This window comes from Rhodococcus sp. As11 (assembly GCF_048957735.1).
GTDB classification, from domain to species: domain Bacteria; phylum Actinomycetota; class Actinomycetes; order Mycobacteriales; family Mycobacteriaceae; genus Rhodococcus; species Rhodococcus gordoniae.
On the sequence record NZ_JARDJE010000007.1, the window covers coordinates 1 to 24,225 of the forward strand.

26 protein-coding genes and 1 pseudogene are annotated in these 24,225 nt (G+C 66.7%); 12 read left to right on the forward strand and 15 right to left on the reverse strand.

Annotated elements, in window-relative coordinates:
• Positions 1–263 (reverse strand): annotated as a pseudogene (locus PV766_RS11005) (glucose-6-phosphate isomerase); the annotation flags it as partial.
• Positions 264–304: 41 nt separating this feature from the next.
• Positions 305–1,309 (reverse strand): glucose-6-phosphate dehydrogenase (coenzyme-F420), encoded by a 1,005-nt coding sequence (gene fgd, locus PV766_RS11010; RefSeq protein ID WP_064065246.1) that lies wholly within the window; start codon positions 1,307–1,309, stop codon positions 305–307.
• A gap of 205 nt (positions 1,310–1,514) precedes the next feature.
• Here fgd and PV766_RS11015 point away from each other — a divergent pair, with 205 nt between their 5' ends.
• From PV766_RS11015 to PV766_RS11025, 3 genes are read left to right on the forward strand one after another with little or no spacing between them, the layout of a single operon-like run.
• Positions 1,515–2,276, forward strand: a complete 762-nt coding sequence (locus PV766_RS11015; protein ID WP_129975604.1) for a DeoR/GlpR family DNA-binding transcription regulator — start codon at positions 1,515–1,517, stop codon at positions 2,274–2,276.
• A gap of 31 nt (positions 2,277–2,307) precedes the next feature.
• Positions 2,308–2,649, forward strand: a complete 342-nt coding sequence (locus PV766_RS11020) for an ArsR/SmtB family transcription factor (protein WP_064065244.1) — start codon at positions 2,308–2,310, stop codon at positions 2,647–2,649.
• Between the two features lie 3 nt (positions 2,650–2,652).
• The gene (locus PV766_RS11025; protein ID WP_064065243.1) at positions 2,653–3,138 is read left to right on the forward strand and encodes an SRPBCC family protein; all 486 of its coding nucleotides are present in this window, start codon (positions 2,653–2,655) and stop codon (positions 3,136–3,138) included.
• Positions 3,139–3,251: 113 nt separating this feature from the next.
• On the opposite strand, the gene PV766_RS11030 is transcribed toward PV766_RS11025, so the two are convergent.
• On the reverse strand, positions 3,252–4,181 hold the full coding sequence (locus PV766_RS11030; RefSeq protein ID WP_064065242.1) for a L,D-transpeptidase: 930 nt from the start codon (positions 4,179–4,181) through the stop codon (positions 3,252–3,254).
• A gap of 219 nt (positions 4,182–4,400) precedes the next feature.
• Here PV766_RS11030 and PV766_RS11035 point away from each other — a divergent pair, with 219 nt between their 5' ends.
• Complete coding sequence (locus PV766_RS11035; RefSeq protein ID WP_421097030.1) at positions 4,401–4,925, forward strand: DUF6328 family protein; 525 nt, start codon at positions 4,401–4,403, stop codon at positions 4,923–4,925.
• A gap of 73 nt (positions 4,926–4,998) precedes the next feature.
• On the opposite strand, the gene PV766_RS11040 is transcribed toward PV766_RS11035, so the two are convergent.
• Positions 4,999–5,628 carry a hypothetical protein gene (locus PV766_RS11040; protein WP_421097031.1) on the reverse strand — a complete coding sequence of 210 codons (630 nt, stop codon included), beginning with the start codon at positions 5,626–5,628 and terminating at the stop codon, positions 4,999–5,001.
• Positions 5,629–5,837: 209 nt separating this feature from the next.
• On the opposite strand from PV766_RS11040, the gene PV766_RS11045 reads away from it, so the two are divergent.
• Both PV766_RS11045 and PV766_RS11050 read left to right on the forward strand, forming a co-directional pair.
• Positions 5,838–7,193, forward strand: coding sequence for a wax ester/triacylglycerol synthase domain-containing protein (locus tag PV766_RS11045; RefSeq protein WP_421097032.1), 1,356 nt, complete (start codon positions 5,838–5,840; stop codon positions 7,191–7,193).
• Between the two features lie 40 nt (positions 7,194–7,233).
• A complete protein-coding gene (locus tag PV766_RS11050) occupies positions 7,234–7,671 on the forward strand; it encodes a PaaI family thioesterase (protein WP_421097033.1) in 438 nt (145 codons plus the stop codon).
• A gap of 32 nt (positions 7,672–7,703) precedes the next feature.
• Here PV766_RS11050 and PV766_RS11055 read toward each other — a convergent pair whose 3' ends face one another.
• From PV766_RS11055 to PV766_RS11100, 10 genes are all read right to left on the reverse strand, one after another.
• Complete coding sequence (locus tag PV766_RS11055; protein WP_421097034.1) at positions 7,704–8,081, reverse strand: GAF and ANTAR domain-containing protein; 378 nt, start codon at positions 8,079–8,081, stop codon at positions 7,704–7,706.
• Between the two features lie 480 nt (positions 8,082–8,561).
• Entirely contained in the window at positions 8,562–9,539 is a 978-nt protein-coding gene (locus PV766_RS11060; protein ID WP_421097035.1) for an MsnO8 family LLM class oxidoreductase, read from the reverse strand.
• A gap of 228 nt (positions 9,540–9,767) precedes the next feature.
• Positions 9,768–9,995, reverse strand: coding sequence for a hypothetical protein (locus PV766_RS11065; protein WP_421097036.1), 228 nt, complete (start codon positions 9,993–9,995; stop codon positions 9,768–9,770).
• A 307-nt stretch (positions 9,996–10,302) separates the two neighbouring features.
• Positions 10,303–10,590, reverse strand: a complete 288-nt coding sequence (locus PV766_RS11070) for a hypothetical protein (protein WP_129975589.1) — start codon at positions 10,588–10,590, stop codon at positions 10,303–10,305.
• A 180-nt stretch (positions 10,591–10,770) separates the two neighbouring features.
• The gene (locus tag PV766_RS11075) at positions 10,771–12,450 is read right to left on the reverse strand and encodes an FAD-dependent oxidoreductase (protein ID WP_421097037.1); all 1,680 of its coding nucleotides are present in this window, start codon (positions 12,448–12,450) and stop codon (positions 10,771–10,773) included.
• A 125-nt stretch (positions 12,451–12,575) separates the two neighbouring features.
• Positions 12,576–12,800 (reverse strand): dodecin, encoded by a 225-nt coding sequence (locus tag PV766_RS11080; RefSeq protein ID WP_026003442.1) that lies wholly within the window; start codon positions 12,798–12,800, stop codon positions 12,576–12,578.
• A gap of 92 nt (positions 12,801–12,892) precedes the next feature.
• Positions 12,893–14,152 (reverse strand): serine hydrolase domain-containing protein, encoded by a 1,260-nt coding sequence (locus PV766_RS11085; protein ID WP_129975585.1) that lies wholly within the window; start codon positions 14,150–14,152, stop codon positions 12,893–12,895.
• A 106-nt stretch (positions 14,153–14,258) separates the two neighbouring features.
• Positions 14,259–14,810, reverse strand: a complete 552-nt coding sequence (locus tag PV766_RS11090) for a DUF6764 family protein (protein ID WP_064065233.1) — start codon at positions 14,808–14,810, stop codon at positions 14,259–14,261.
• 125 nt (positions 14,811–14,935) lie between these two features.
• Positions 14,936–15,988, reverse strand: coding sequence for a DNA polymerase domain-containing protein (locus PV766_RS11095; RefSeq protein ID WP_064065232.1), 1,053 nt, complete (start codon positions 15,986–15,988; stop codon positions 14,936–14,938).
• A gap of 1 nt (position 15,989) precedes the next feature.
• The gene (locus PV766_RS11100) at positions 15,990–17,054 is read right to left on the reverse strand and encodes an ATP-dependent DNA ligase (RefSeq protein WP_064065231.1); all 1,065 of its coding nucleotides are present in this window, start codon (positions 17,052–17,054) and stop codon (positions 15,990–15,992) included.
• 58 nt (positions 17,055–17,112) lie between these two features.
• On the opposite strand from PV766_RS11100, the gene lppU reads away from it, so the two are divergent.
• Together lppU and PV766_RS11110 are read left to right on the forward strand one after the other, a co-directional pair.
• Entirely contained in the window at positions 17,113–17,697 is a 585-nt protein-coding gene (gene lppU / locus PV766_RS11105) for an LppU family putative lipoprotein (protein WP_064065230.1), read from the forward strand.
• Positions 17,698–17,779: 82 nt separating this feature from the next.
• Positions 17,780–18,559, forward strand: coding sequence for a 3'-5' exonuclease (locus PV766_RS11110; RefSeq protein WP_064065229.1), 780 nt, complete (start codon positions 17,780–17,782; stop codon positions 18,557–18,559).
• Between the two features lie 16 nt (positions 18,560–18,575).
• Here PV766_RS11110 and PV766_RS11115 read toward each other — a convergent pair whose 3' ends face one another.
• A complete protein-coding gene (locus PV766_RS11115) occupies positions 18,576–19,436 on the reverse strand; it encodes a response regulator transcription factor (protein ID WP_064065228.1) in 861 nt (286 codons plus the stop codon).
• 196 nt (positions 19,437–19,632) lie between these two features.
• Between PV766_RS11115 and PV766_RS11120 the strand changes: the two genes are divergently transcribed.
• The 4 genes from PV766_RS11120 (at position 19,633) to PV766_RS11135 (ending at position 24,188) form a co-directional block, all read left to right on the forward strand.
• Positions 19,633–21,213 carry an acyl--CoA ligase family protein gene (locus PV766_RS11120; protein WP_172506126.1) on the forward strand — a complete coding sequence of 527 codons (1,581 nt, stop codon included), beginning with the start codon at positions 19,633–19,635 and terminating at the stop codon, positions 21,211–21,213.
• 36 nt (positions 21,214–21,249) lie between these two features.
• Complete coding sequence (locus PV766_RS11125) at positions 21,250–21,996, forward strand: TetR family transcriptional regulator (RefSeq protein WP_064065226.1); 747 nt, start codon at positions 21,250–21,252, stop codon at positions 21,994–21,996.
• 123 nt (positions 21,997–22,119) lie between these two features.
• Entirely contained in the window at positions 22,120–23,277 is a 1,158-nt protein-coding gene (locus tag PV766_RS11130) for an acyl-CoA dehydrogenase (RefSeq protein ID WP_064065225.1), read from the forward strand.
• Positions 23,278–23,336: 59 nt separating this feature from the next.
• Positions 23,337–24,188, forward strand: a complete 852-nt coding sequence (locus PV766_RS11135) for a 3-hydroxybutyryl-CoA dehydrogenase (protein WP_026003032.1) — start codon at positions 23,337–23,339, stop codon at positions 24,186–24,188.
• Positions 24,189–24,225: the final 37 nt, after the last annotated feature.

A 24,225-nucleotide genomic window follows, 5' to 3' on the forward strand; every position in this document is an offset into this window, starting at 1 on the left:
CGGTCTTCGGTGCTGTTGATGTGCTCACCGGCGAGCATCGCCTCGCGGGCGGCGGCCACACCCGTCTGCTCGGCGAGCTGGAGGAGCAGTTCGAGAGTGCGGGCGGTGAGACGCTGTTTGCTGAAGTCGACCACCAGATCCCCGGCGTGTGCGGTCAACGCCTGTATCCGCTGCGGCTCGATCGCGAACAGCTCCCGCAGGGACACCGCGGCGATCTCGTCCCGGTGAGCTTCGAGGGCTTGCCAGGCCTTCGTGGTCGTCACATCTCGCGTTTCCGTATCCATGTTTCTGCCGAGGTCTTTCATCACGCCAGGGCGCGCAGGCGCGGTGCGAGGTCGCGTTCGAACAGTTCCAGGAACCGCTTCTGATCATGGCCCGGCGCGTGGAACACGAGATGATTCAACCCGGCATCGACATATGCCTTGACCTGCTCGACCGCCTCGTCCGGATCCGACGCCACGATCCACCGCTTGGCGACCTGCTCGATCGGCAACGCATCGGCCGCCGCTTCCATCTCCATCGGATCGTCGATGCTGTGCTTCTGTTCCGGCGTGAGCGACAGCGGCGCCCAGAACCGCGTGTTCTCCAACGCCAGCTCGGGGTCGGTGTCGTACGAGATCTTGATCTCGATCATCTTGTCGATCCGGTTCACGTCGCGCTCGGCCTTCTCCGCTCCCTCCGCCACCGCCGGCAGCAGTTTGTCGGTGTAGAGATCCATACCCTTGCCCGAGGTGCAGATGAACCCGTCCCCCGCCCGCCCCGCATACCGCGCCACCACCGGGCCACCGGCGGCGATATAGACCGGAATGCCCTGCTCGGGTACGTCGTAGATCGACGCGCCCTTCGTGGTGTAGTACTCCCCCTCGAAATCGACCCGGTCCCCGCGCCACAGTTCACGCATCAGCCGCACCGACTCGCGCAGCCGGGCGAAACGTTCCTTGAACTCCGGCCACTCCCCGGCATAGCCGGTGGCGATCTCGTTGAGCGCCTCACCGGTACCGACACCGAGGAAGATCCGCCCCGGATACAGACAACCCATCGTCGCGAAGGCCTGCGCGATCACCGCCGGGTTGTACCGGAACGTCGGGGTCAGCACCGAGGTCCCGAGCTGCAACCGCTCGGTGCGCTCCCCCACGGCGGTCATCCACGCCAGCGAGAAGGGCGCGTGCCCTCCGTTGTGCCGCCACGGCTGGAAGTGATCCGACACTGTCGCCGAATCCATCCCGTGCCGCTCGGCCAGCACTCCCAGTTCGACCAGCTCGCGCGGGCCGAACTGCTCCGCAGACGCCTTGTATCCCAACTTCAGCATTACCGTGCAACCTCCGAACAACGTGGTGCCAGCGAAACGATCACGCACAATCGAGCAAATCCTGCACGAAATCATGCACACTGAGCGCAGACAGTGTCAATATCCACGCAAAGGTGTGTCGCCTGTGCGTTATGGTCGTGCACCGACCCCGACCACGGCGTCCGAGTACCCAGAAATTCGAGTGCCCAGAGCCCTAGGAGCAATCGTGTCAGCGACCGCACGGCGACGTGAGATCTTCCACCGAATCCTCGCCGACGGATATATCGATGCGAAGACCCTCTCGGCCGATCTCGGCGTCGACGCGTCCACGATCCGTCGAGATCTCGATGCGCTCGCCCGCGAAGGGAAGGTCGAACGCACGCACGGGGGTGCCCGAGCGGTCGAGGGCGCGGGTCTCGAGGTGCCGTACGCGCTCAAGAAGGACGTGCGTCGCGAGGAGAAAGCGGCCATCGCAGCGGTTGCGTCCGCCATGGTGTCGGACGGCGACAGTGTGGTGCTCGACAGCGGATCCACCACGTACGAGGTGGCCGTGGCACTGCGGCACAAGGCGTCGCTGACGGTACTCACCAACGACCTGCGTATCGCGAAATACGTTGCGGCATTCCCGGATGTCCGGCTTCTCGTGTCCGGGGGCGAACTCCTCGGCTCGGTGTACACCCTGGTCGGGGACCACGCCGTGCGGTTCCTCTCGGACTATTCGGCCGACTGGGCGTTCCTCGGCGCCGACGCCGTGCACCCCACCGCCGGCGTCACGAACACCAACACGCTGGAGATCCCGATCAAACGGGCGATGATCCGGTCGGCCGAGAAGACGATCGTGGTGACGGACCATTCGAAGTTCGGAGAGCGTGCGCTCGCCCGGGTCGCGAGCCTCGACGAGATCACGTCCATCGTCACCGACGACGATCTCGACGAGGAGCATCGCGCACCCTACGGCGACCGGCTCGTCATCGCCCCGAAGTCTTGACATACAACCATTCGGTTGTACATTTGGAGCTGTGAGCGGAGACGACGAGGACCGGGCCGACGCCCTGTTCCACGCGCTCTCCGACCGGACCCGGCGCGACATCATGCGACGCGTGCTGGCCGGCGAACACTCGGTGTCCGCTCTCGCGGCGAACTACGACATGTCCTTCGCCGCAGTACAGAAGCACGTCGCCGTGCTGGAGAAGGCCGGCCTGCTCGTGAAGCGACGCAGCGGTCGCGAGCAGTTGGCCAGTGGTGACGTGACGGCAGTGCGGTCGGTGGCGTCCATGCTCACCGAGCTGGAGCAGGTCTGGCGCGGTCGCATCGCGCGCATCGACGAACTCATCGCATCCGAATCCTCCGAGGAAGGCTGAGAAATGCCTGTAACCGACGTCCGGCACGACCCCGACAAGCTGACCCTGACCATCACCGCCGAGTTCGCCGCCCCGGTGTCCCGCATCTGGCAGGTCTACGCCGATCCCCGTCAGCTGGAGAAGATCTGGGGACCCCCGACCTTCCCCGCGACGGTGGTCGACCACAATCTGAAGCCCGGCACCCGCACCACCTACTACATGACCGGCCCCGACGGCGAGAAGTACGCCGGCTACTGGGATATCACGGCCGTCGACGAACCGACGAGTTTCTCGTTCCTCGACGGTTTCGCGGAGCCGGACTTCACCCCGAAGCCGGAACTGCCCGTCTCGCGGAGCATCTACAACTTCGAAGAGTTCGAAGGCGGCACGCGCGCAATCTACGTCAGCACCTACGAGAGCGCCGAAGCACTCCAGCAGGTACTGGACATGGGCGTGGTCGAGGGCGCTTCGTCCGCCATCAACCAGATCGACGACCTGGTGGCCACCTAGCAGAATCGAAAAGCCGACGCCCCCTGCTCTTTCCGGATGAAACGAACCGGAGAGCAGGGGGCGTCGGAAAGCCTGCCGTCAGTGCGACGGAGATCGGGTCGGGCGACGGAGGATCAGAGATTCCAGTCGCCCAGACCGTCCCAGCCGTTGAGGGTTCCACCGGCGGTGTTCTGCACGATCACCGGGTCGCCCTTCTTCGCGTTCTCGAAGAACCACTTTCCGTCCTCGGTGCTCACGTTGAGGCAACCGTGGCTGACGTTGGTGTTGCCCTGCGCGCCGACCGACCACGGAGCGGCATGAAGGAAGATTCCGCTGTTGGACATCCGCGTCGCGTACTCGACGTAGGTGCGGTAGCCCTCGGGGCTGTCGACAGGAACTCCGTAGGTCGACGAGTCCATGTACATGTCGCGGTACTTCTCACCGACGATGTAGGTGCCGTTCGGGGTGTCGTGACCGGGCTTGCCGAAGGACGTCGGCATGGTGCGGACGACCTCACCGTTGCGGGTGACGGTGATCGTCTTGGTGTTGTCGTCCGCCACCGTCACCAGTGCGTCGCCGATGGTGAACGACGACTGCGCGTCGCCGGCCTTCACGGTGACCGCGGTGTTCGCGGGCCAGAACTCGAACGGCTTCCACCGGACCTGCGTGTTCGACGCCCAGTAGAAGTGCCCGTCGACGGGCGGCTGCGAGGTGATGCGGATGGCGCGTTCGGCGGCTGCACGATCTCCGACGGCCTCGTCGAACCGGATGATGATCGGCTGTGCGACACCCACCGTCTCCCCGTTCGACGGGTTGACGGACGGAGCGGAGAACGGTGCGGCCGGCTCGGGAACGAGCTGCGGCGGCGTCACCCCGGGCGGGGTGAGTCCTTCGATCAGCTCCTGGACACTCGGGACCTCGGGCCCACCGGGCCACAGCGGTGCCGCGCTCGCAGGGCCGGCGGTGGCCAGTGCCACGGCGGCTGCGCCTACGAATGCAGCACCGATCCGCGCGGATCGGCGGCCCGTGCGGCGACGGTTCGACAAAGCTTGCTTTTCGAACATTCCACAACCCATCGTTCAGCGTTGCGCCGCGTCCTCTTTCCCCCTCCGCGGCGCGCTCGTACCCGTTCATTAGATACAGGACGATAACGAGGGAGCAATTCGAGAGCGCTCGGTTCGGCGTCTACCCAGGTCGGTGGATTACAAGGTGTTCTTCGCATCCGCACGACCCCGGCGTGTCGCGCGTGTTCGATCACCTCGAAAATGGGGCATTGTCAGTGTATGGACGACACGGGCTCTCGCGACGACGCGGCATGGAACTACCGGGAGCGCGGTGAAACCGAGACCCAGCGACTCGACCGCAACTGGAACAACCTGCTGCAGGAACTGCGCGTCGTACAGACGGGTGTTCAGCTCCTGACCGGATTCCTGCTCACGTTGCCGTTCCAGCAGCGATTCGAGGAGCTGTCGGACGCGCAGAAGGTGATCTATCTGGTCACGGTCGCTCTCTCGGTGACCGCGGTGATCTTGCTGGTCGCGCCTGTCGGACTGCACCGGCTGTTGTTCCGGCAGCATGCCCTGGCCACGCTCGTCGCGACCGGACAACGACTGGCGATCGCAGGTATCGCCGTCCTGGGACTGGCCATCGTCGGTGTCGTCCTGCTGATCTTCAGCTTCGTCGCAAATATGCCCGCCGGAATAGTCGCCGCTGCCGTCGCGCTGGTGATGTTCTTCGGTTTCTGGATACTGCCGTCGTTGCAGAACCGTCACGATATCGACGATGCCCGGCCACCACACGGCGGATGACACCCTGCCGCGGCACGGACTTGTTGCCGGAATCCACAGCAGTGCAGCACTTTTCCATATTCCCCGTTTCGGTTCAGGCCAGTTCGGGGACGTGCAGATGCGCGATGGCGAGTTCGAACTCACCGGTATCGAGCACCTTCGCGTCTGCCGCGTGAGTCACCTCGGCCCGGATGGCGTCGATGCGGTCTCCGTTGCTCTCCATCGCCTGTGCGTTGTCGAAAGTCAACGACGACACCCCGCGGCCGGTGGCGCGGTCGAGCATCAGACTGGCACTGCAGAAGCCCTCGAGTTCCTCCATCCTCGGCAACGCTGCCATCTTCCACATGTCCACTCCACGATCGAGTCGGGCCGGTTCGAGTTCGACCCAGGTGACACGGCAGCAGGCTCCACGAGTCGCATGATGATCGCGATGCATCACGGCGATCTCCCATTGCGACACCTCCGTGGCAGCATGGAACATCCGGGCCGCCTCGTCACGGAGCATGCGGACCAGGCCTTCGCTGGAGCGCAACACATCCTCGTCCCGCCATGAACTGGTGGCGATGCAGCGGCCCGAGCCGCGATCGATCAGCAGGGACAGTCCCAGGCAGCCGTCGATGTCCGCCAGCGCCGGCATGACGATGTCACGTACGTGCTTGATCCCGGAGTCGATGTACGACGGATGGGCGTGAATGGTGGTCGAGCGTGCAAACACGATCGGCACCCCCTCTCCTCGGGGCGGCGCCGACACGGCGTCGCCGGTCGTTTCCCGTGTTCCACACTGCTCCCCTGCGCCGCCGTAAGCAATAGGGCATCGTCGGCGGCGCGAGCCCGACGACGAGGTGATGTCGCGGGTCATCGCCCCGAGCGGATCGACATCCACGACGCTCTGCGGTTACTGCTTCTTCCGTCCCATCCGTCTGCGATCCTCGAATGGTGGCGGATTCGAGCCGCATAGACCGCATCGGCCCCGGCGACCTGACCGAACTCGCCTCCGACGTCGGGCCGGTGCCTCTGCACGTCGGTGCCGTGATCTTCTTCGCCGGCGAGGGTGGCTCGGATCCGGCGACTCTGCGGGCGGCATTCGCCGAGCGGCTCTCCGGCATCCGACGGCTGCGGCAACGCCTGATCCGACCTGCACCCGGACTCGGACGGCCTTACTGGTTCGACGACGACCACTTCGACATCGATGCTCACCTGTCGCAGGTGCGGTGCCCGGCCGCCGGTGATCGGGACGCCGCCATCGCACTCGCCGTGGAGGCCCTCACCCGACCGCTGCCTCCGTCCCGGCCGCTGTGGCGCGCGCTCCTCGTCACCGACATCGCGGATCCGCACGGACACACGGCGACGGTGATGGTCCTGCACCATGTCCTGGCCGACGGGATCGGCGGTCTGGCGATCCTCGCGCATCTCGTCGACGGCGTGAACAGTGCGGCATCCAGGTACGAAGATGTTCCACCTTCTACGAGTCCGCGAACGGGAGAACTCCTCGCCGACAACATGATCGGACGTCTACACAGTGTGCGGCGAGCTCCGCACGCCCTCGCTCGTCTTCCCGATGCGTGGGCGGAGCTCGGACGGGGTTCCGGCGGACGTGCTCCTCGATGTTCGTTCAATGCGCCCACCGGTGTTCGCCGTGCGTTCAGGACGGTCGAGGTGGATCTGGACACCGTCCGTCGGACGGGACGACGACGGCACGCGACCGTCAACGATGTGCTGCTGGTCGCGGTCGGTGGTGCCCTGGCCACGGTCCTGCACGCGCGCGGCGAGTTTCCGTCCGAATTGGTCGTCTCGGTGCCGGTGTCCGCCCGCACCGCGACCACGCGTGGCCGATTGGGAAATCGGGTGGGCGTCATGCCCGTCCGGGTGCCGCTGGAGGGAACCCCGCACCAGCGGCTGGTTTCCGTCTCCCGCCGAACCCGCGCCCAGAAGTCGAGCGTGCGAGGTCTGTCCGCTGCGCTGATGGGCCCACTCTTCCGGATTCTCGCTGCCGTCGGGGTGTTCCGCTGGTTCGTGAACCGCCAACATCTGGTCAATACTTTTCTGTCCGACCTGCCGGGCCCGTCGTCGGCCGTTACCCTCGCCGGGGCGCCGGTCACCTCGATCGTTCCGATGATCGTCGGTACGGGAAACATCGGAGTCGCCTTCGTGGCACTGTCGTATGCCGGCACGCTGACCGTGACGATCACCGTCGATCCCGATCTCGTTCCGGAGATCGATGACCTCGAAAATGCGCTGCGCGAACAGTTCCACGCGATCATCGCTTCCGAAGGGGGATCCGCACAGTAGTTCACCGTGTGACGACGAGGAACGAGGTACGTTGCTGATCATGTCCGAGGAGACCGCCGGAATACACACCCTCGCCGATGCCCGGAAGATTCTGGCGTCCCAATCGTTCAGCGTCCTGATCGGGGCCCGCCTGGTCGAGTACGAATCGGGACGAGCGGTCTTGGAGATACCACTCAGACCGGAACTGCTCCAGCAATTCGGTTTCGCGCACGGCGGCGTTCTGGCCTATGCAGCGGACAACGCACTCACCTTCGCTGCCGGCACGGCCCTCGGCCCTTCGATCGTGACGACGGGTATGACCCTCGACTATCTGCGACCCGCGAGCGGTGCGCTCCTGCGCGCGGTCGCCACCGTGGTCAGCGTCAGCAGGAAGCAGGCGTTGTGCCGGTGCGAGATCTACGTCGTCGCCGACGACACCATCGAGAAACTGTGTGCGGCAGCGCAAGGTAGTGCACGCGTGATCGAGTCGAATCGGTAGTCCGCAGCGTGCACTTCACCTGTGCATGAGGGTCAGTCGTGTTGCGGCCCCAGCTCTACGATGCGGGAGGCGATGGTCGGCACCGGCACATTCGATTCCTGCGACAGGGCCACCATCATCGCGAAGGCGCGATCGGCGTCTACAGCGAAACGTTCCATGAGCATGCCCTTGGCCTGGCCGATCAGATCCCGGGATGCGATCGCCGAATGCAACTGCATCTGCCGACGAGCCGAGACGAAAGCGAGTGCGGCGTGGGCTGCAAGTACCTCCCCGATATGAATCGACACCTCATCGAAGACATTCGGTTCGGAGGAGAACAGGTTCAATGCCCCGGCCTCCACGTCGTGGGTATAGAGCCGGAACGACAGGATGCTGCGCACCCCCGCGTCGACAGCCGCCGCGGTGAACATGGGCCACCGCGACTCCGCTAGCCAGATCGTCGCTGCGGGTGAACACCGTCTCCGTAGCGGCGTCCACGCACGGCCCTTCCCCGACCCGGACCTGCAATGCGTCGATCTGCGGCGGCAACTTCGAGGTTGCTGCATGCGACTCGAACTTTCTGCGGCCGGTGATGACGAGGACATCTGCACTGTCGGTGCCCGGAATCAGCTCCACCGCCGCAGCAGTGATTCGCTGCAGAGTCGTGTCGAGATCCGCACCGGCACCGTCGAAGGAACGGGCGAGTTCGGCCATCCTACGGATCAGGGGGTCAGGATTCAGGTCGGCCATGAACACATCTTCCTAGAGTCGGTGCACTCGGGACAGACACCGACAGCAGCTGGAGCATCGGCGCCGCCGCAGCGACACTACGCTCTGGGACCACCAGCCTATCGCCTAGCCGATGGCATGGTCCGGCCACAGAGCGAACGCTCGAGACTTCGGTCCGGCGGTCAGCCGAGGCCGACGATCCGGGCCAGCCGCGCGTCGGAGTCGTGCAAGGCAGCGGTATCGAAGGTGGAGGCGGAGCTGAGCACTTCGTCCGCTCCGGTGGAGGCGATCAGCTTCTCCAGCCCCTCGGCCACCTGGTCCTCGGTCCCGGCGAGCGAGTCCTTCGCGGTCTCGTCGACGATGCGGCGCCGTCGCTCGGTCATCGGTTGCCGGCGGATCTCGTCGACCGGGGACAGCGGCGGGAACGTACCCGTTTCGCGCGAGACGGCCATCGCCCAGGCCTCCGGAAGCTGCAACTCCCGAGCCTCGGCTTCGGTGTCGGCGATCAGAATGTCCAAGCCGACGATCACGTAGGGCCCGGCGTCGGGTGTGCCCGGGCGGAAGTCGGCGCGGTAACGATCGAACGGTTCCGATCCCTGCCGCAGAAGAGGTCCGGCGACGACGACAGACAGCCCCAGACGCGCCGCCAACCGCATGCCCTGCCCCGTCCCGAGGACGAAGATCGGAGGCGGATCGGATATTCGAGGGCGCACCGTCACTTCGGCGGTGCCGTGCAGATAGCCGCGCAGTTCTTCGATATCGGCGGCGAAGTCGTCTGCGTCGGCCTTGTGGGTACGCAGTGCGTCGCGCACGGGCGCTGTGAATCCGAGCGAACGACCGACACCCAGATCGATCCGCCCCGGGTGCATTGCCTCGAGCATTGCGAACTGTTCGGCGACGACAATCGGTTGATGATTGGGCAGCATCACTCCGCCGGACCCCACCCGGATCCGGCTGGTCCGGTGCGCGATCGCGCCGATGAGCACCGCCGGGACACCCGAGGCGATGCCGGGGACAGCATGGTGCTCGGCCACCCAGAAACGGCGATAACCAGCGGCCTCGGCGAGTTCCGCGCGGTGCACGGTCTGCCGCAACGCGGCAGCGTCGGCCTGCCCGTCCCGGGTCCGGGACCGGTCCAGCAACGACAAGGCGACCTGCATGCCCGTCTCAACACCGAGTCGGTCCCGGATCTTCCTCGAGTTCTGCTGTCCAGGAGCCGCGGCCGTGATCACTGCACACATCGGCAGCGTTCACGCCGACATTTCACCCTTGTTTTTCACCCGATTCCCATCCGTGGGAAGTCGATCGGCATCACCGGCCCGCGGGAGTAGAAGATCTTCGAACCGTCGGGATTCGGGAGACTCCGAAAAATCGAACGGATATGTCGTTCAGGGATCCTCGGAACCCCACGGTCGACCGGCAGCGATCCAGTCTCCGTGGAAATGGATCTGTCCGTGCTCGCAAGCCTCCTGAGCCGCCGCGACGCCGCGCGTATCGGCGACATACAACAGGAGATTGGCGATCGCGTTTCCGACCACGACAACCTGGTCACGGGCGTCGTCGGGGTTTGTCGACGCTTCGGCGAGCATTCGCCCCGCGCCGATCGCCGATGCCAAGGAGTGGTGTCGGAGCTCGGTGCAGCCGGCACGCCCGCAGGACAGACACAAATCCGATACGCGGTGACCCTCGTCGAACTCCGAACGTATGCAACCCGTTCCACTGTGCGAGCAGTCGGGATCGTCATAGGAGTCTTCATGTCATTTCCTGCCGAAACACGGTGATCATGGACGATTTCTTTTCGTCCCCGGGTAAGGGGCGTGCCGATATGTTCGAGAACGCTCGGAGCACCCGGAATCGAGGTTGACCCTGCGTCGGACGGCTGCACCATTCTGCGCAGGCACCCAGAGGAGGAATGCGTAACAGTCAACGCAATTCGATGTTCATCGTCTCTGCGCGAGCGACCGTGCGATCACGTTCTCCTGCAAGGGCGAGTCGGCGGTCGTCCTGCAGGTAGCCATCCAGGGCTTGTTGCGACTCGAAGGTCAACAGGTGGATCTCTCGGGGTCGCCCCTCGGAACCGTCGGTCACGGCCCGCTGCACGACGCGACCTCCGTGGTTGCCGACGAGCCGAAGGACCGAGTCCTCATGTGCACTCATCGCCTCCGCCATACCTGGCTTCGCCCACAACAGGACACACAGAGAGATCGCCATGGCGGCACGCTACCCGACCGGATGACACATTCGACTCGGCCTTCCGGACGGACTGTTCACGGCCGCAGGTTCTTCCGGTCCATCACCCCGACGCCGCGACCGGAGGCCGAGCGTGCCGCGGAGCCATGCGTCCGGGTTCCCCTGCAGCGCGGTGTCACGCCCTCGAAGACGGCCGACGGCTCACGACTCGATTCGTGAGGCCGCGAGCATCTCCTCGATCGACACGAACTTCAGCCGCGAGCGTCCCGCCGCAGAACCACGGGACTTCTCCTGCTTGTCGATCTGCAGCCAACCGCGGTAGTCGATGTGCTCGGGGCGCCGCTCGGCAACCAGCGCCGCCAGCTTCTCCCGGTCGGCGACCGGCTCGGGCAACTTGCCCTCGACGAAATCGTCGAGGATCTTCTCGACGGTTTCCGCAGAGCACTGCTTGTTGGTGCCGATCACGCCACTGGGACCACGCTTGATCCAGCCCGCGGTGTAGACACCGGGCACCGGCGCTCCGGTTTCGGCGTCGGTCACCCGACCGCAGTCGTTGGGGATGACCCCGCGCCGCTCGTCGAAGGGCAGACCCGCCGGCGCGGTGCCTCGATAGCCGATCGAGCGCAGCACCAGCCCCGTCTCGAGGGTCTCGGTCTCCCCTGTCGGACGGGCCTCGAGCCGACCGTCGACCTCGACGAGTTCGTTGCGTTCGAGCGTGATCGACTCGACGACACCGTCGCCGGAGATCTCCACCGGCGAGGCGAGATAGCGCAGCACGATCCGCTTGTTGCCCTCGGTGGCGGTGCGCTGCGCGAAACCCTCGACCTGCCGCACCTTCAGCGCCAGGCGGGGTTCGACCTGCGGATCGTCGATCAGCGCGCGGCTGACCGGGTCGAGTTCGACCTCATCCCGGTCGACGACCACATCGACACCGGGCAGCGAGCCGAGCGCGAGCAGTTCCGGGTTGGTGTAGGCGGCCTGCGCCGGGCCGCGCCGGCCCACGACCACGACCTCGCGGATGTTCGACTTCCGCAGCGCCTCGAGGGCGTGTTCGGCGATGTCGGTGCGCGCGAGCTCGTCGGGGTCCATCACCAGGGCTCGCGCGACGTCCAGGGCGACGTTGCCGTTGCCGATGATCACCGCGCGCTCGGCAGACAGGTCGAAGGTGTGATCGGCGAAATCGGGGTGGCCGTTGTACCAGGCGACGAACTCGGTCGCGGCGCGGCTGCCCACGAGGTCCTCACCCGGGATGCCCAGCGTGCGGTCGCCTGCGGCACCGACGGCGTAGATCACCGCGTGATGGTGCGCGAGCAGTTCCTCGTGGGTGATGTGGGTGCCGACCTCGACGTTGAAATAGCACTGGGTGTTCTTGTGGCCGATGGCGCTGCGGAAGAGGTCGCCGACTCCCTTGGTGCTCTGATGATCGGGGGCCACACCGGCGCGGACGAGACCGTAGGGGGTGGGCAGGCGGTCGAAGATGTCGACCTGCACCGCCGAGTGCGTCACCAGATCCATCGCCGCGTAGCACGCCGCAGGACCCGAGCCGACGATCGCCACCCGCAGCGTGCCCAGCTCGGCGGGCAGCTTGCGGCGCGTGCGCAGCTCGGGCCAGTCCGGTCCGATCGGGTAGCGACGGTAGTACTCGGCGTTGATCTCGAGATACGGCTCCTGCGCCGGCGTGAGTTCGTTGTCGGCGGCGATCGCATCCACCGGGCACTCGTCGACACAGGCCCCGCAGTCGATGCACGTGTCGGGATCGATGTAGAGCATCTCCGTGGTCGCGAAGGGTGCTTCGTCGGGTGTCGGGTGGATGCAGTTGACCGGGCAGACCTCGACACACGAGGCGTCGTTGCAGCACGCCTGGGTGATTACATAAGCCACAGTTCTACCTGCCTACCGTGCCGATTCCGGACAACGAACCGGCCTCAGACTAGTACACGTTCCAGTTTTGGTCGAGAACCGCGTTCTCGAACCGACATCAGCGCATTTCGGACTGCCGAGGCGCGTCAGATGTCCGCTTCGGTACCCGACTCGATGCGGAAACCGATCTTGAGAGTGACCTGCGTATGCGCCACCCGCCCGTCGTCGATGTGGCCCCGGATGTTGACCGTCTCGAACCACTCGAGATGCCGCGTGGTCTCCGCTGCTCGCGCCACCGCTTTCGCGATCGCGTCGTCGACTCCCGTCGTCGACGATCCGACGACCTCGATCACCCGGTAGACATGGCTCATGGCTGAACTCCTCGAATCGGCGATGCTCCGATTCGGATCGTCCCGCCCCCGAGCGACCTTCGTCCTCGGAACCACGAAAATGACAGGAAGATTCAGGCGCGACGAGCGAGCGACCGGGCGAGTTCGCCGAGGCGCGCGAGGCGCAGATCCCCGAGCGGGATCGCGCCGGCACCGAGCCGGTTGGTGACGAAAGCGAGCGACAGGCCGGTGTCGGGGTCGGCGTAGGCTCCCGAACCACCCACGCCGTAGTGCCCGAGCGCGCCGCGAGGGCGCTGGATGCCGGCGAAGATGGGCTGGTGGTAGCCGAGGCGCCACGCCATAGGCACACCCAGCACGTAGTCCCGGCTGCGTACCCGTACCCGGGACATCTCGTCGATCGTGGCGCCGTCGAGGAACTTCACTCCGTCGATCGTCCCGCCGGCGGCGATCGCGCCGTACATGCGCGCGAGAGAACGCGCCGTGAACACCCCGTTCCACCCCGGCATCACCGCGTCGTGCACGGCCGGATCCCCGACGAGCCTGTCGAAACCGTCCGGCATCGCGGCCTCGGCCAGGCCTCGGGTCGGCCCGAGTCGCGACAGCACCGCAGCGCTCGCACCCCAGTGCAGACCTGCGGGGGCGAGTCGCGGGAACAACTTCGCGATCCGGCCTCGTTCGTCGTGCGGAACGCGGTACCAGAAATCGGGATCGCCCAGAGGCCGGGCGATCTCCCGTTCCACGACCTCCACGAAGGGCAGACCGGTCACCCGCTGTACGAGCTCGGCGACGAGCCACCCGTATGTGACGGCGTGGTAGCCCGAACCGCCCTCACGGCGACGGTCCGGTGCCGCCGCTTCGAGCGCCGCGACGGTCGTGTCGTACTCGAGGATCCCGCGGGTTCCCGGAACCAGGCCGCGCACCCGATGGAGACCCGAGCGGTGGGTGAGGACGTCCGCGACGGTGATGTCCTCCTTGCCGTTGGCGGCGAACTCCGGCCAGTACCGGGCGACCGGCGCGAAGTAGTCGATCACTCCCCGCTCGGCGAGTCGGTGCACAACGGTCGACGCCACACCCTTACCGGTCGAGAACGACAACGCCATCGTGTCGCGGCCCCATCGACGGTCGGGAGCAGACCAGCCGGACCAGATGTCGAGGACCTTCTCCCCGTGGAGATAGGCGGTGAGCGCGCCGCCGCCGTCCCGGGGACGCTTGTACAGCGAGAAGAACGCGTCGGCCAGTCGCAGGAATCGCGGGTCGACAACCATCTCGGTCGGCGCCGCGGCCGCCGGTCGGGCGTCGATCCGTTCCGGACCATGGACCGGCGCGCACGGCGCTGCCGCCCCGGCAGGTTCGAAGACTGCTCCGGTCGTCATCGCTGTACCCCCATCGGCATGTGCGACAGGCTACGACGAGACGGAACGTAAAGGAAGACTTTACGTTCAGTCCGTTTGTCGGTGATCCGGCGGAAGGCGCGGAAACTCAGGGCAGGGTCGGCTGCGGTGTCTCGGCATCGGGAGTGAAGTACCGGAAGTCGCCCAGCACGACGCACCCGCGAGCAGCCTCGAGGTCGAACGCTGCCGCCGCCGTGCCCTCGCACAGAACCGGATCGTCGGCGTCGCCCACGAAGGCCTGGGACTGCGGACCCGCGGCGACGACTGCCGTTCCCGGACCGTCGAGCACACCGAGAGCCAATGCCTGTGCCCCCACACCGATCGCGAACAGACGTCCCGATGTACTCTCCGCGGCCCCGACACCCCCGTCGAATCCGGCCGCCCTCACCTGGGCTGCGCCGCGGGCGTCGGCGAATCCCACCCCGCGTTCACCGTAGCTCCAGGCATCGGCGGTGCCGTCGGTGGACGCGCCGCACGCTTCGTCACCGTCGACCTGCACGACCTCGGCAGGGGCACCCGGCGGTGCCGTGCACGTCGTGGCCGCGGATGCGGTCTGAGGAACGAGGAATCCGGCGCCGATCGCGGCAGCGAACGCTGCCCCGACGCCGAGAACCCGACCGGACGCCCACCAGCGAATCACGACATCGACCCTTTCCGAACCTCAGAGGACTGTCTTCCCGGACAGTTTATGGATTTACGCTTCGGGAGGTCTCATAGTCGAGGTCACGACAGGGACGCGATTGCGAACGTCCGACCACCGACCGCTCATGTGCCCTTCGCCCGATCGGTGTCGCGCGACGGCTGGACGCGCTTCGGCTCTCCCGGCATCTTCGGGTGATTCGGGGGATACGGCAGGTCGCCGAGACCGTCGGCCGCGTCCCGTTCCGCCATCTCGAGCAGCACGTCCAGCGAATGAGCGTGCGCATCGAGATCCGCCATCGGATCACCTCGCTTCGCCAGCAGGTCCGGCACCGTGGCGATCGTGAAGTCGTCGGGTTCGGCGTCCGCCAGTTCGTCCCACGTCAACGGGGTCGAGACGGTCGCGATGGGAGTGCGTCGAACCGAGTACGCCGAGGCGATCGTCTTGTCGCGCGCGTTCTGGTTGTAATCGAGGAACAGCCGCTCACCGCGTTCCTCCTTCCACCAGGCCGTCGTCGCGCGCCCGTCGCTGCGACGCTCGATCTCACGCATGAGCGCGATCCCGGCTCGGCGAACTCCGACGAAATCCCATTCGGGCACGATCCGCAGGTAGATGTGAAGTCCCCGCCCGCCGGACGTCTTGGGATATCCGGCGAGACCCAGTTCGTCGAGGAGCGGGCGCACGACCTCCAGTGCCACCGCACGGGCATCACCGAAGTCGGTCCCCGGTTGCGGGTCGAGGTCGATGCGCAGTTCGTCGGGGCGGTCGGTGTCGCCGCAGCGCACCGGCCACGGGTGGAAGGTCACGCACCCGAGGTTCGCCGCCCACACCACGTCGGCGGCAGAACGCACCCGCAGCGCATCGGCGGTGCGACCCGAGGGGAACGTGATCTCGCAGGTCGCCACATGGTCGGGTCGTTTGACCGGTGCCCGCTTCTGGTAGATCTCTTCCCCCTCGATGCCGTCGGGGAAGCGCTGGAGATGCGTCGGCCGGTCGCACAGAGCCGTCAGCAGCGGTGCGCCGAACTCGGTGGTGATCCTCCGGTAGTACTCCACGAGGTGCCGCTTCGTGCCCCCCTCGGTCCCGAGCTGCGGGAAGTAGATCTTGTCGGGATTCGACAGACGGACGGGCGTGCCGTCGACGTCCAGTTCCTCCGCCGGCGAACGCTTCGTGGCCATGTCAGTCCTCCGTCCGGTCGAGTACATCCGCCAGGTCGTAGCGCACCGGCACCTCCAACTGGTCGAACGTGCAGCTCTCGGGGTCGCGGTCGGGACGCCACCGCTGGAACTTCGCCGCGTGCCGGAACCGCATCCCCGCTCCCGACACCCCTTCCATCTGGTCGTACGCGACCTCGACGACACGTTCGGGTCGCAACGGCACCCAGCTGCGATCCACCGCCGACCGCCACCGCGTCGGTTCGCCCTGTTCGACCACGTCATCTCCGAGGCGCAGGGGCTGCAGTTCGGCGAGCAGTTCCTCACGCCGCTCCCGGGTGAACGCCGAGGCGCCACCGACCATGGCGAGCTCGCCCTCGTGGTACAGCCCGAGCAGCAGCGACCCGACACCCTCGACGCTCTTGTGCTTGCGGTAACCCATGAGGACGCAGTCGGCGGTGCGCGCGTGCTTGAGCTTGAGCATCTCCCGTTTGTCGGGGACATAGAGCCCGTCGAGTCGTTTGGCGACGACCCCGTCGAGGCCGGCGCCCTCGAACTCCTCGAACCACCGGCGGGCGGTGCCGGTGTCGGTGGTCGCCACCGTGACGTGGCAGCTGCTGCCACCGCCGATCTCGGACCGCAGCCGCGCACGCCGGTCGGCGAACGGGGTCTCCATCAGATTCTCGTCGCCGAGCGCGAGAAGATCGAACCCGACGAAGACGGCCGGTGTCTGCTCGGCGAGCAACGCGACCCGGCTCTCGGCCGGATGAATCCGCTCGGACAGCGCCTGCCAGTCGAGCCGGGTGCGGCCGTCGTGCGCGCGCGGGACGACGATCTCCCCGTCCACCACGCATCTGCGGGGCAACTCGGCGCGCACCGCGTCCGCGAGTTCCGGAAAGTAGCGCACGAGATCCTTGCCTCCGCGCGAGCCGAGGACCACCTCGTCGCCGTCGCGGAAGACGATCGCCCGGAAGCCGTCCCATTTGGGTTCGTACGACCACTGCTCGGGGCCGCTCTCGGGTTGCGGAGGAACAGTGGCGGAGACCTTGGCGAGCATCGGTGCGAGCGGCGGTACCACAGGCAGGTCCATGCGGCACATCGTTGCACCCCTGAAGCCCCCGGGCAGCACTTCCGTAGGCTCTCCGATCATGAACGTTCTCCGACGGGCGGCCGGCGCCGCAGTGATGGTGGTGGCGACGGTCGCGCTCGGCGCGTGCACGGCGCAGGTCGAAGGGGAGGCCGTTCCCGACGCGAACGCCCCGGCCACGTCCACGGCACCGTCCGCCTCCGTGCCCACGACGAGTGCCTCGGCGTCGTCCTCGACCGAGTTGAGCATCGACGTCGCACCCGGTGATTGCGTCGCACTCGGTGGCACCGTCGACGACGCGACGATCGACAACGCGGAGTGCGGCAGCACGAGTTCGAACTACAAGGTCGTCGACATCGTGGACACGAGCGAGACGTGCCCCGGCGACATCGACCAGACCTACTACGAGTCGTTCGGTGGCGTCGAGGTCGGCGCGCTGTGTCTCGACATCGACTGGGTGGTGGGGACCTGCATGGACCTCGGCGGCGAGGATCCGCAGCGCATCGAATGCGGGGAGTCCGCGGTCCAGGGCGAAGAGGTCACCGAGATCCTGCTCGACACCGCCGACGTGAACGACTGCGCGACCTCCGAGGGTGGGTTCGTGTACCGGGAACGCAACTTCGTGGTGTGCACCGACACCATCTGACGGTTCACCGCGAGAGGCATGTCGGTGCCTCCCGCAACAATGCGTCCGACAGATCATCATCCGACGGACGCGAGGACCGAACATGACGCACTGGCCGGACAGACCGATCTGCGCGTTCGATCTCGAGACCACCGACCGGGATCCCCGCAACGCCCGCATCGTCACGGCCTGCGTCGCGACCTTCGACGGCGACCGCATCGACACCCGGTCGTGGCTGCTCGATCCGGGTATCGCGATACCCGAGGAGACCACCGCGATCCACGGCATCACCACCGCCCGCGCCCGCGCCGAAGGACTCGACTACCTCGAGGGCTACCGGCAGATCCGGCAGGCGGTATGCGACGCGTGGGCGCGCGGCCATATCGTCGTCGCGTTCAACGCCAGCTACGACCTGACGGTGCTCGACGCCGAGGGCCGCCGCCTGGGCCTGACCGGGCTCGACATCGGCACGGTGGTCGACCCGTACGTCATCGACCGCGAGATGGATCGCAGCCGCCCCGGCCGGCGCACACTCCAGGCGGTATGCGAGGCGTACCGGGTACCCCTGCCGAATCCGCACGAGGCCGAGGCGGACGCGCTCGCAGCCGGTCACCTGACCCGCGCGCTCGTCGCACGCTATCCCGAGCTCGCCGAACTCGACATCATGGCCGATCAGGCCGCTTGGCACGCCGAACGTCAACGCAGCTTCGCCGAGTATCTGCGCGGGCTCGGTCGCGAAGTCGTCGACGTCGACGACAGCTGGCCCGTCCGGCTTCCCGCTCCGGTGGGCACCGATGTTCTCGAGCGTCCCGCGACCGGGACGAGGTTCCGGCGCGCTCTGCGCGCGATCCGCGAGTTCTTCCGGCGACTGCGCGGGCGGTGATCCGGACCGCAGTCGATCAGGGCAGCAATCCCTGCCGGCGCGCTTCGACGACGGCTTCGTGCCGACTGCGCACATCGAGCTTGTCCATCGCGTGGCGCAGATAGGTCTTGACCGTCTCGACGCTCAGCGACAACCGATCGGCGATCTCCGTGTTGCGGCAGCCCAGGGCCACATGGCTCAGCACGTCGTGCTCGCGAGCGGTCAGGTGCGTCCGCGGCTGCGACGCACCGTCGCGTGCCCGGGCCAGTGTCTCCTCGACGTTCCGCACCTGTTCCCTGATCACCGGGTCGTCGGTGCGCGCGGCGATCGCCCGCAGTGCGACGAGACTTTCCGTCAGCGCCTCGGAGACGGCAATCGGAACGGATCCGGCGTGCGAGCTGCGGGCGTGCCCGATCAGCGACACCCGCCGGTCGACCTCGTCGCGGATCTCGATCTCCCGCGCGAGCTCCGCAGCCGACCGCATCACCTTCTCCGCGATCACATCGCCGATCGGCCGGTTGACTCTCAACCCGCCGTAGATCGCCGCGCGAGTGCGTCCGCGCACCACGACCGGCACCGCGAGCAACGACTCGATTCCCTCGCCGGCGACCTGCCGGTCGTAGTGGTGGGTGATGTGCGGTGACGTGAAGTAGTCGGCGACCGCACCGGGACGTTGTTCGACGACCACCCGGCCGCCGAGTCCGCGCTCCGCGGCAATCACCAGGTTGCGCAGGACCCGACCGCGGGTACCGACGAATCCGGACAGGACGACGTCCGAGCCCTGCACGGCACCACCGAACAGCACCGGTAGTCCGGTCGTCGACTTCAGCCCGCGCAGTGTGGCGCGGAGGGTGTCGAGATCGTCGGGACGCAGCACACCCGGTACGGCGACATCCATCGACTGCTCCTGCTCTTCCCTCCGAACACCCACTTTCGAGGGTAGTGGGGCCAGTTCCACGATTCGTAACCTGCACATCGCCCGGTGTTGCGACGATCACAGAAGACGCCGGAATCCGAGAAGGCCACCCCCGGAGGTATGCGTGTCCATCGTCCCCGCCCGTCCCGACTCGACCGGAGCCGCGAACTACAGCCCGATGAGCCCGTTGCGCTTTCTCGAACGGTCTGCGGCGGTGTTCCCCGATCGCACCGCGATCATCCACGGCGACCGCACGTACACCTACGCCGCGTTCGCCGACGAGACCCAGCGACTCGCACGGGTGCTGCGCAGCCGTATCGAGCCGGGCGACAAGGTCGCGTACCTGACGCCCAACGTGCCCGAGATGCTCATCGCACATTTCGCCGTGCCGCTCGCAGGCGGCGTGCTCGTCGCGTTGAACTCGCGACTGGCGGGGCCGGAACTCGAATACATCCTCGACCACTCCGAGACGAAGCTGTTGTTCGTCGACTCCGAACTACTCGGATCGGTCGCGAACGTCCGCGACAACGTTCCGGGCGTCGCCGAGATCATCGAGGTTCCCGACTCGACCGTGCCGGTTCCGGACGTACCCGCCGGCGTGGCCACGGCCCGCTACGACGAGTTCCTCGCGCAGGCCGACTCGCTCGATGCGACGCCGTTGCCGTGGAGCGTCGACGACGAGCTCGGCGTCATCACCCTCAACTACACATCCGGCACCACCGGCAAGCCCAAGGGCGTGATGTACACCCACCGCGGCGCGTATCTGAACTCGCTGGGTGAGACCTTCCACAACAGTTTCGACGGGCAGAGCAAGTACCTGTGGACGCTGCCGATGTTCCACTGCAACGGCTGGTGCACGCCGTGGGCGGTGACCGCGGCGGCGGGCACCCACATCTGCCTGCGCGCGGTGCGCGCCGATGCGATCTGGGAGGCCATCGACACTCTCGGCGTGACCAATCTGTGCGGCGCTCCTGCGGTGTGCTCGACCATCGCGAACGCCGACCAGGCGCATCCGCTCGACCGCCCGTTGCGGATCACCACGGCCGGCGCACCCCCGTCGCCGACGGTGATCGCCCAGCTCGAGCAGATCGGCATCACGGTCGTGCACGTCTACGGGCTCACCGAGGTGTACGGCCCGTACACGATCTGCGAGTACCAGGACAGCTGGGACGGCAAGCCTGCCGACGAACGCGCCGCACTGCTCTCCCGCCAGGGTGTGGGCATGCTGCAGGCCGAGACCGCACGGGTCGTCGACGAGGACATGAACGATGTGCCCGCCGACGGCGAGACCATGGGCGAGATCGTGTTGCGCGGCAACAACGTCATGCTCGGTTACTACAAGGACCCGGATGCGACGGAGGAGGCGTTCCGCGGCGGCTGGTTCCACACGGGCGACCTCGGCGTGATGTATCCGGACGGATACATCCAGCTCAAGGACCGGGCGAAGGACATCATCATCTCCGGCGGCGAGAACATCTCGACCGTGGAGGTCGAGCAGGCGATCGTCAGCCATCCGGCGGTGCTCGACGTGGCGGTCGTGGGCGTTCCGGACGAGAAGTGGGGTGAGCGCCCCAAGGCGTTCGTGATCCTGAAGAAGGATGAGTCCCTGACGGCCGACGAGCTCATCGAGTACACCCGAACGCTGCTCGCCGGATACAAGGTGCCGCGCGACATCGTCTTCCCGCTGGAACTGCCTCGCACATCGACCGGGAAGATCCTGAAGTTCGAGTTGCGATCGGCCGAAGCCGCCGAGGGGTGAGCCGACCTCTCACGACTGCATTGGATACTCGACGCCATGACATCCGGTACCGGTAGCACCACCCGTCGCCTCGACTCGACGGGACCCGATCCCGCCCAGTTCCGGGTGCATGTCGTCACGCAGGCGATCCGCCTGTTCTCCGAGTTCGGCTACGAGTCGACCACCGTCGAGCAGATCGCCGCGGCCGCCGGGGTGTCGCGGCGGACGTTCTTCCGGCAGTTCCGATCGAAGGAGGACGTGATCTTCGCCGATCACGAGTCGCTGCTCGAGCAGGTCGCCGAGCATCTGTCGCAGGAGTACGACGATCCGTGGGCGGCGGCCTGCGAGGGGGCCAAGCTCGTGTTCGGGCACTTCCGCGACCGGCGCGAGCTGGCGGTGTGGCGGTACCGGGTGGTGCAGCGGGTGCCGGCGTTGCGGGAGCGCGAACTGGTCACCACCTATCGCTACGAGCGGTTGTTCACCGACTTCCTGCGCGCCGCCGTTCCGGGGGAGAAGCCGGTGCGCACCGTCAGCTTCGCGGCGGCGATGACCGCGACGCACAACTTCCTGCTGCGGGCGATGATCCGCGGCGACGACACCGCCACGGCCGACCGGCTCGAGCAGGAGTTGCTCGAGCTCCGCCGCACGTACGGGGTGGTTCCGGCGCCGGAAGGCACGACGAACGGGAAGACCGCACCGGCCCCGCCGGAGGTCGCGGTGGTGACCTATGCGGCTCATCTGACACCCGCAGAGATCGCCGAGCAGGTTCGGCTCCAGCTCGAAGGCGCACGTCAGCACCATTGACCTGGCACTGAGTGCCGTGGTTACAATCGACTCATTCCGTCACGTCGCGAACCCTCGCCTCGCTAAGCTCGAGGGAGCAACGCTCGCAAATCTGGCACCGCGTGCCGTTAGGAGTCCGCCGTCATGGCCCTCAATCCCGACTTCGATCTGTTCAAGCTCTCCGAGGAGCACGACGCGCTGCGCGAGGCGATCCGCGCACTTGCCGAGAAGGAGATCGCGCCCTACGCCAAGGACGTCGACGAGAACTCCCGCTTCCCGCAGGAAGCCCTCGACGCCCTCAACAAGTCGGGCTTCAACGCCATCCACGTGCCCGAGCAGTTCGAGGGCCAGGGCGCCGACTCGATCGCCGCCTGCATCGTCATCGAAGAGGTCGCCCGAGTATGCGGCTCCTCCTCGCTGATCCCCGCCGTCAACAAGCTCGGCACCATGGGCCTGATCCTCCGCGGCTCCGACGAGCTCAAGGCCAAGGTCCTCCCCGACATCGTCAACGGCGCGATGGCCTCCTACGCGCTGTCCGAGCGCGAGGCCGGCTCCGACGCCGCCTCGATGCGCACCCGCGCCAAGGCCGACGGCGACGACTGGATCCTCAACGGCTCCAAGTGCTGGATCACCAACGGTGGTAAGTCCACCTGGTACACCGTCATGGCCGTCACCGACCCCGAGAAGGGCGCCAACGGCATCTCCTCCTTCATGGTCCACAAGGACGACGAGGGCTTCGTCGTCGGACCGAAGGAGAAGAAGCTCGGCATCAAGGGCTCCCCCACCGCCGAGCTGTACTTCGAGAACTGCCGCATCCCCGGCGACCGCATCGTCGGCGAGCCCGGCACCGGCTTCAAGACCGCTCTCGCGACCCTCGACCACACCCGTCCCACCATCGGTGCGCAGGCCGTCGGCCTCGCCCAGGGCGCCCTCGACGCAGCGATCGCCTACGTCAAGGATCGCAAGCAGTTCGGCCGCCCGATCTCCGACAACCAGGGTGTGCAGTTCATGCTCGCCGACATGGCCATGAAGGTCGAGGCCGCTCGCCTGATGGTGTACACCTCCGCGGCCCGCGCCGAGCGCGGTGAAGGCAACCTCGGTTTCATCTCCGCCGCCGCGAAGTGCTTCGCGTCGGACGTCGCGATGGAGGTCACCACCGACGCCGTGCAGCTGTTCGGTGGCGCCGGTTACACCACCGACTTCCCGGTCGAGCGCATGATGCGCGACGCCAAGATCACGCAGATCTACGAGGGCACCAACCAGATCCAGCGCGTCGTCATGTCGCGCGCTCTGCTGCGCTGACACCGGTCGCGTAGGTTACCCCCCGGAACATCAAGCGATCAGGAGTTACCGCAGTGGCAGTGGAAAAGGTAGGCGTGATCGGCGGCGGCACCATGGGTGCCGGTATCGCCGAGGTGTGCGCGAAGGCCGGTAGCGACGTCCTCGTCAAAGAGACCACCGAGGAGTTCGCCGCCGCAGCACGCGAGCGTCTGAAGAAGTCGATCGGACGCGGCGTCAAGTCCGGCAAGATCACGCAGGAGGACGCCGACGCGGTGCTCGGACGGATCCGCGTCACCCTCGACCTGAACGAGTTCGCCGACCGCGACCTCGTCGTCGAGGCCGCCCCCGAGATCGAGTCGCTCAAGGCGGAGATCTTCTCCGAACTCGACAAGATCGTGAAGCCCGAAGGCATCCTCGCCACCAACACGTCGTCCATCCCCGTCATCAAGATGGCGCAGGCGACGCAACGGCCCGGCAAGGTCGTGGGCGTGCACTTCTTCAACCCGGTGCCGGTGATGCCGCTCGTCGAGATCATCTCGGCACTCACCACCGACGAGGCCACCGCCGACACCGTGTTCGACTACGCGAAGAACACCCTCGGCAAGACGGCCGTGCGCGCGGGCGACCGTGCGGGCTTCATCGTCAACGCCCTGCTCATCCCGTACCTGTGCTCGGCAGTGCGCATGCTCGAGTCGGGATACGCGACGAAGGAAGACATCGACGCCGCGATGAAGGGTGGCTGCGGCTACCCGATGGGCCCGCTGACCCTCATCGACACCGTCGGCCTCGACATCACCCTCAACGCCGCGCAGTCGCTGTACGACGAGTTCGCCGAGCCGCACTACGCTCCCCCGGCACTGCTGCGTCGCATGGTCGACGCGGGTCGCCTGGGTCGCAAGACCGGCGAGGGCTTCTACAGCTACAGCAAGTAGCCCTGCAGCCTTCGAAGGCGCCCCGACGGTCCGCTCC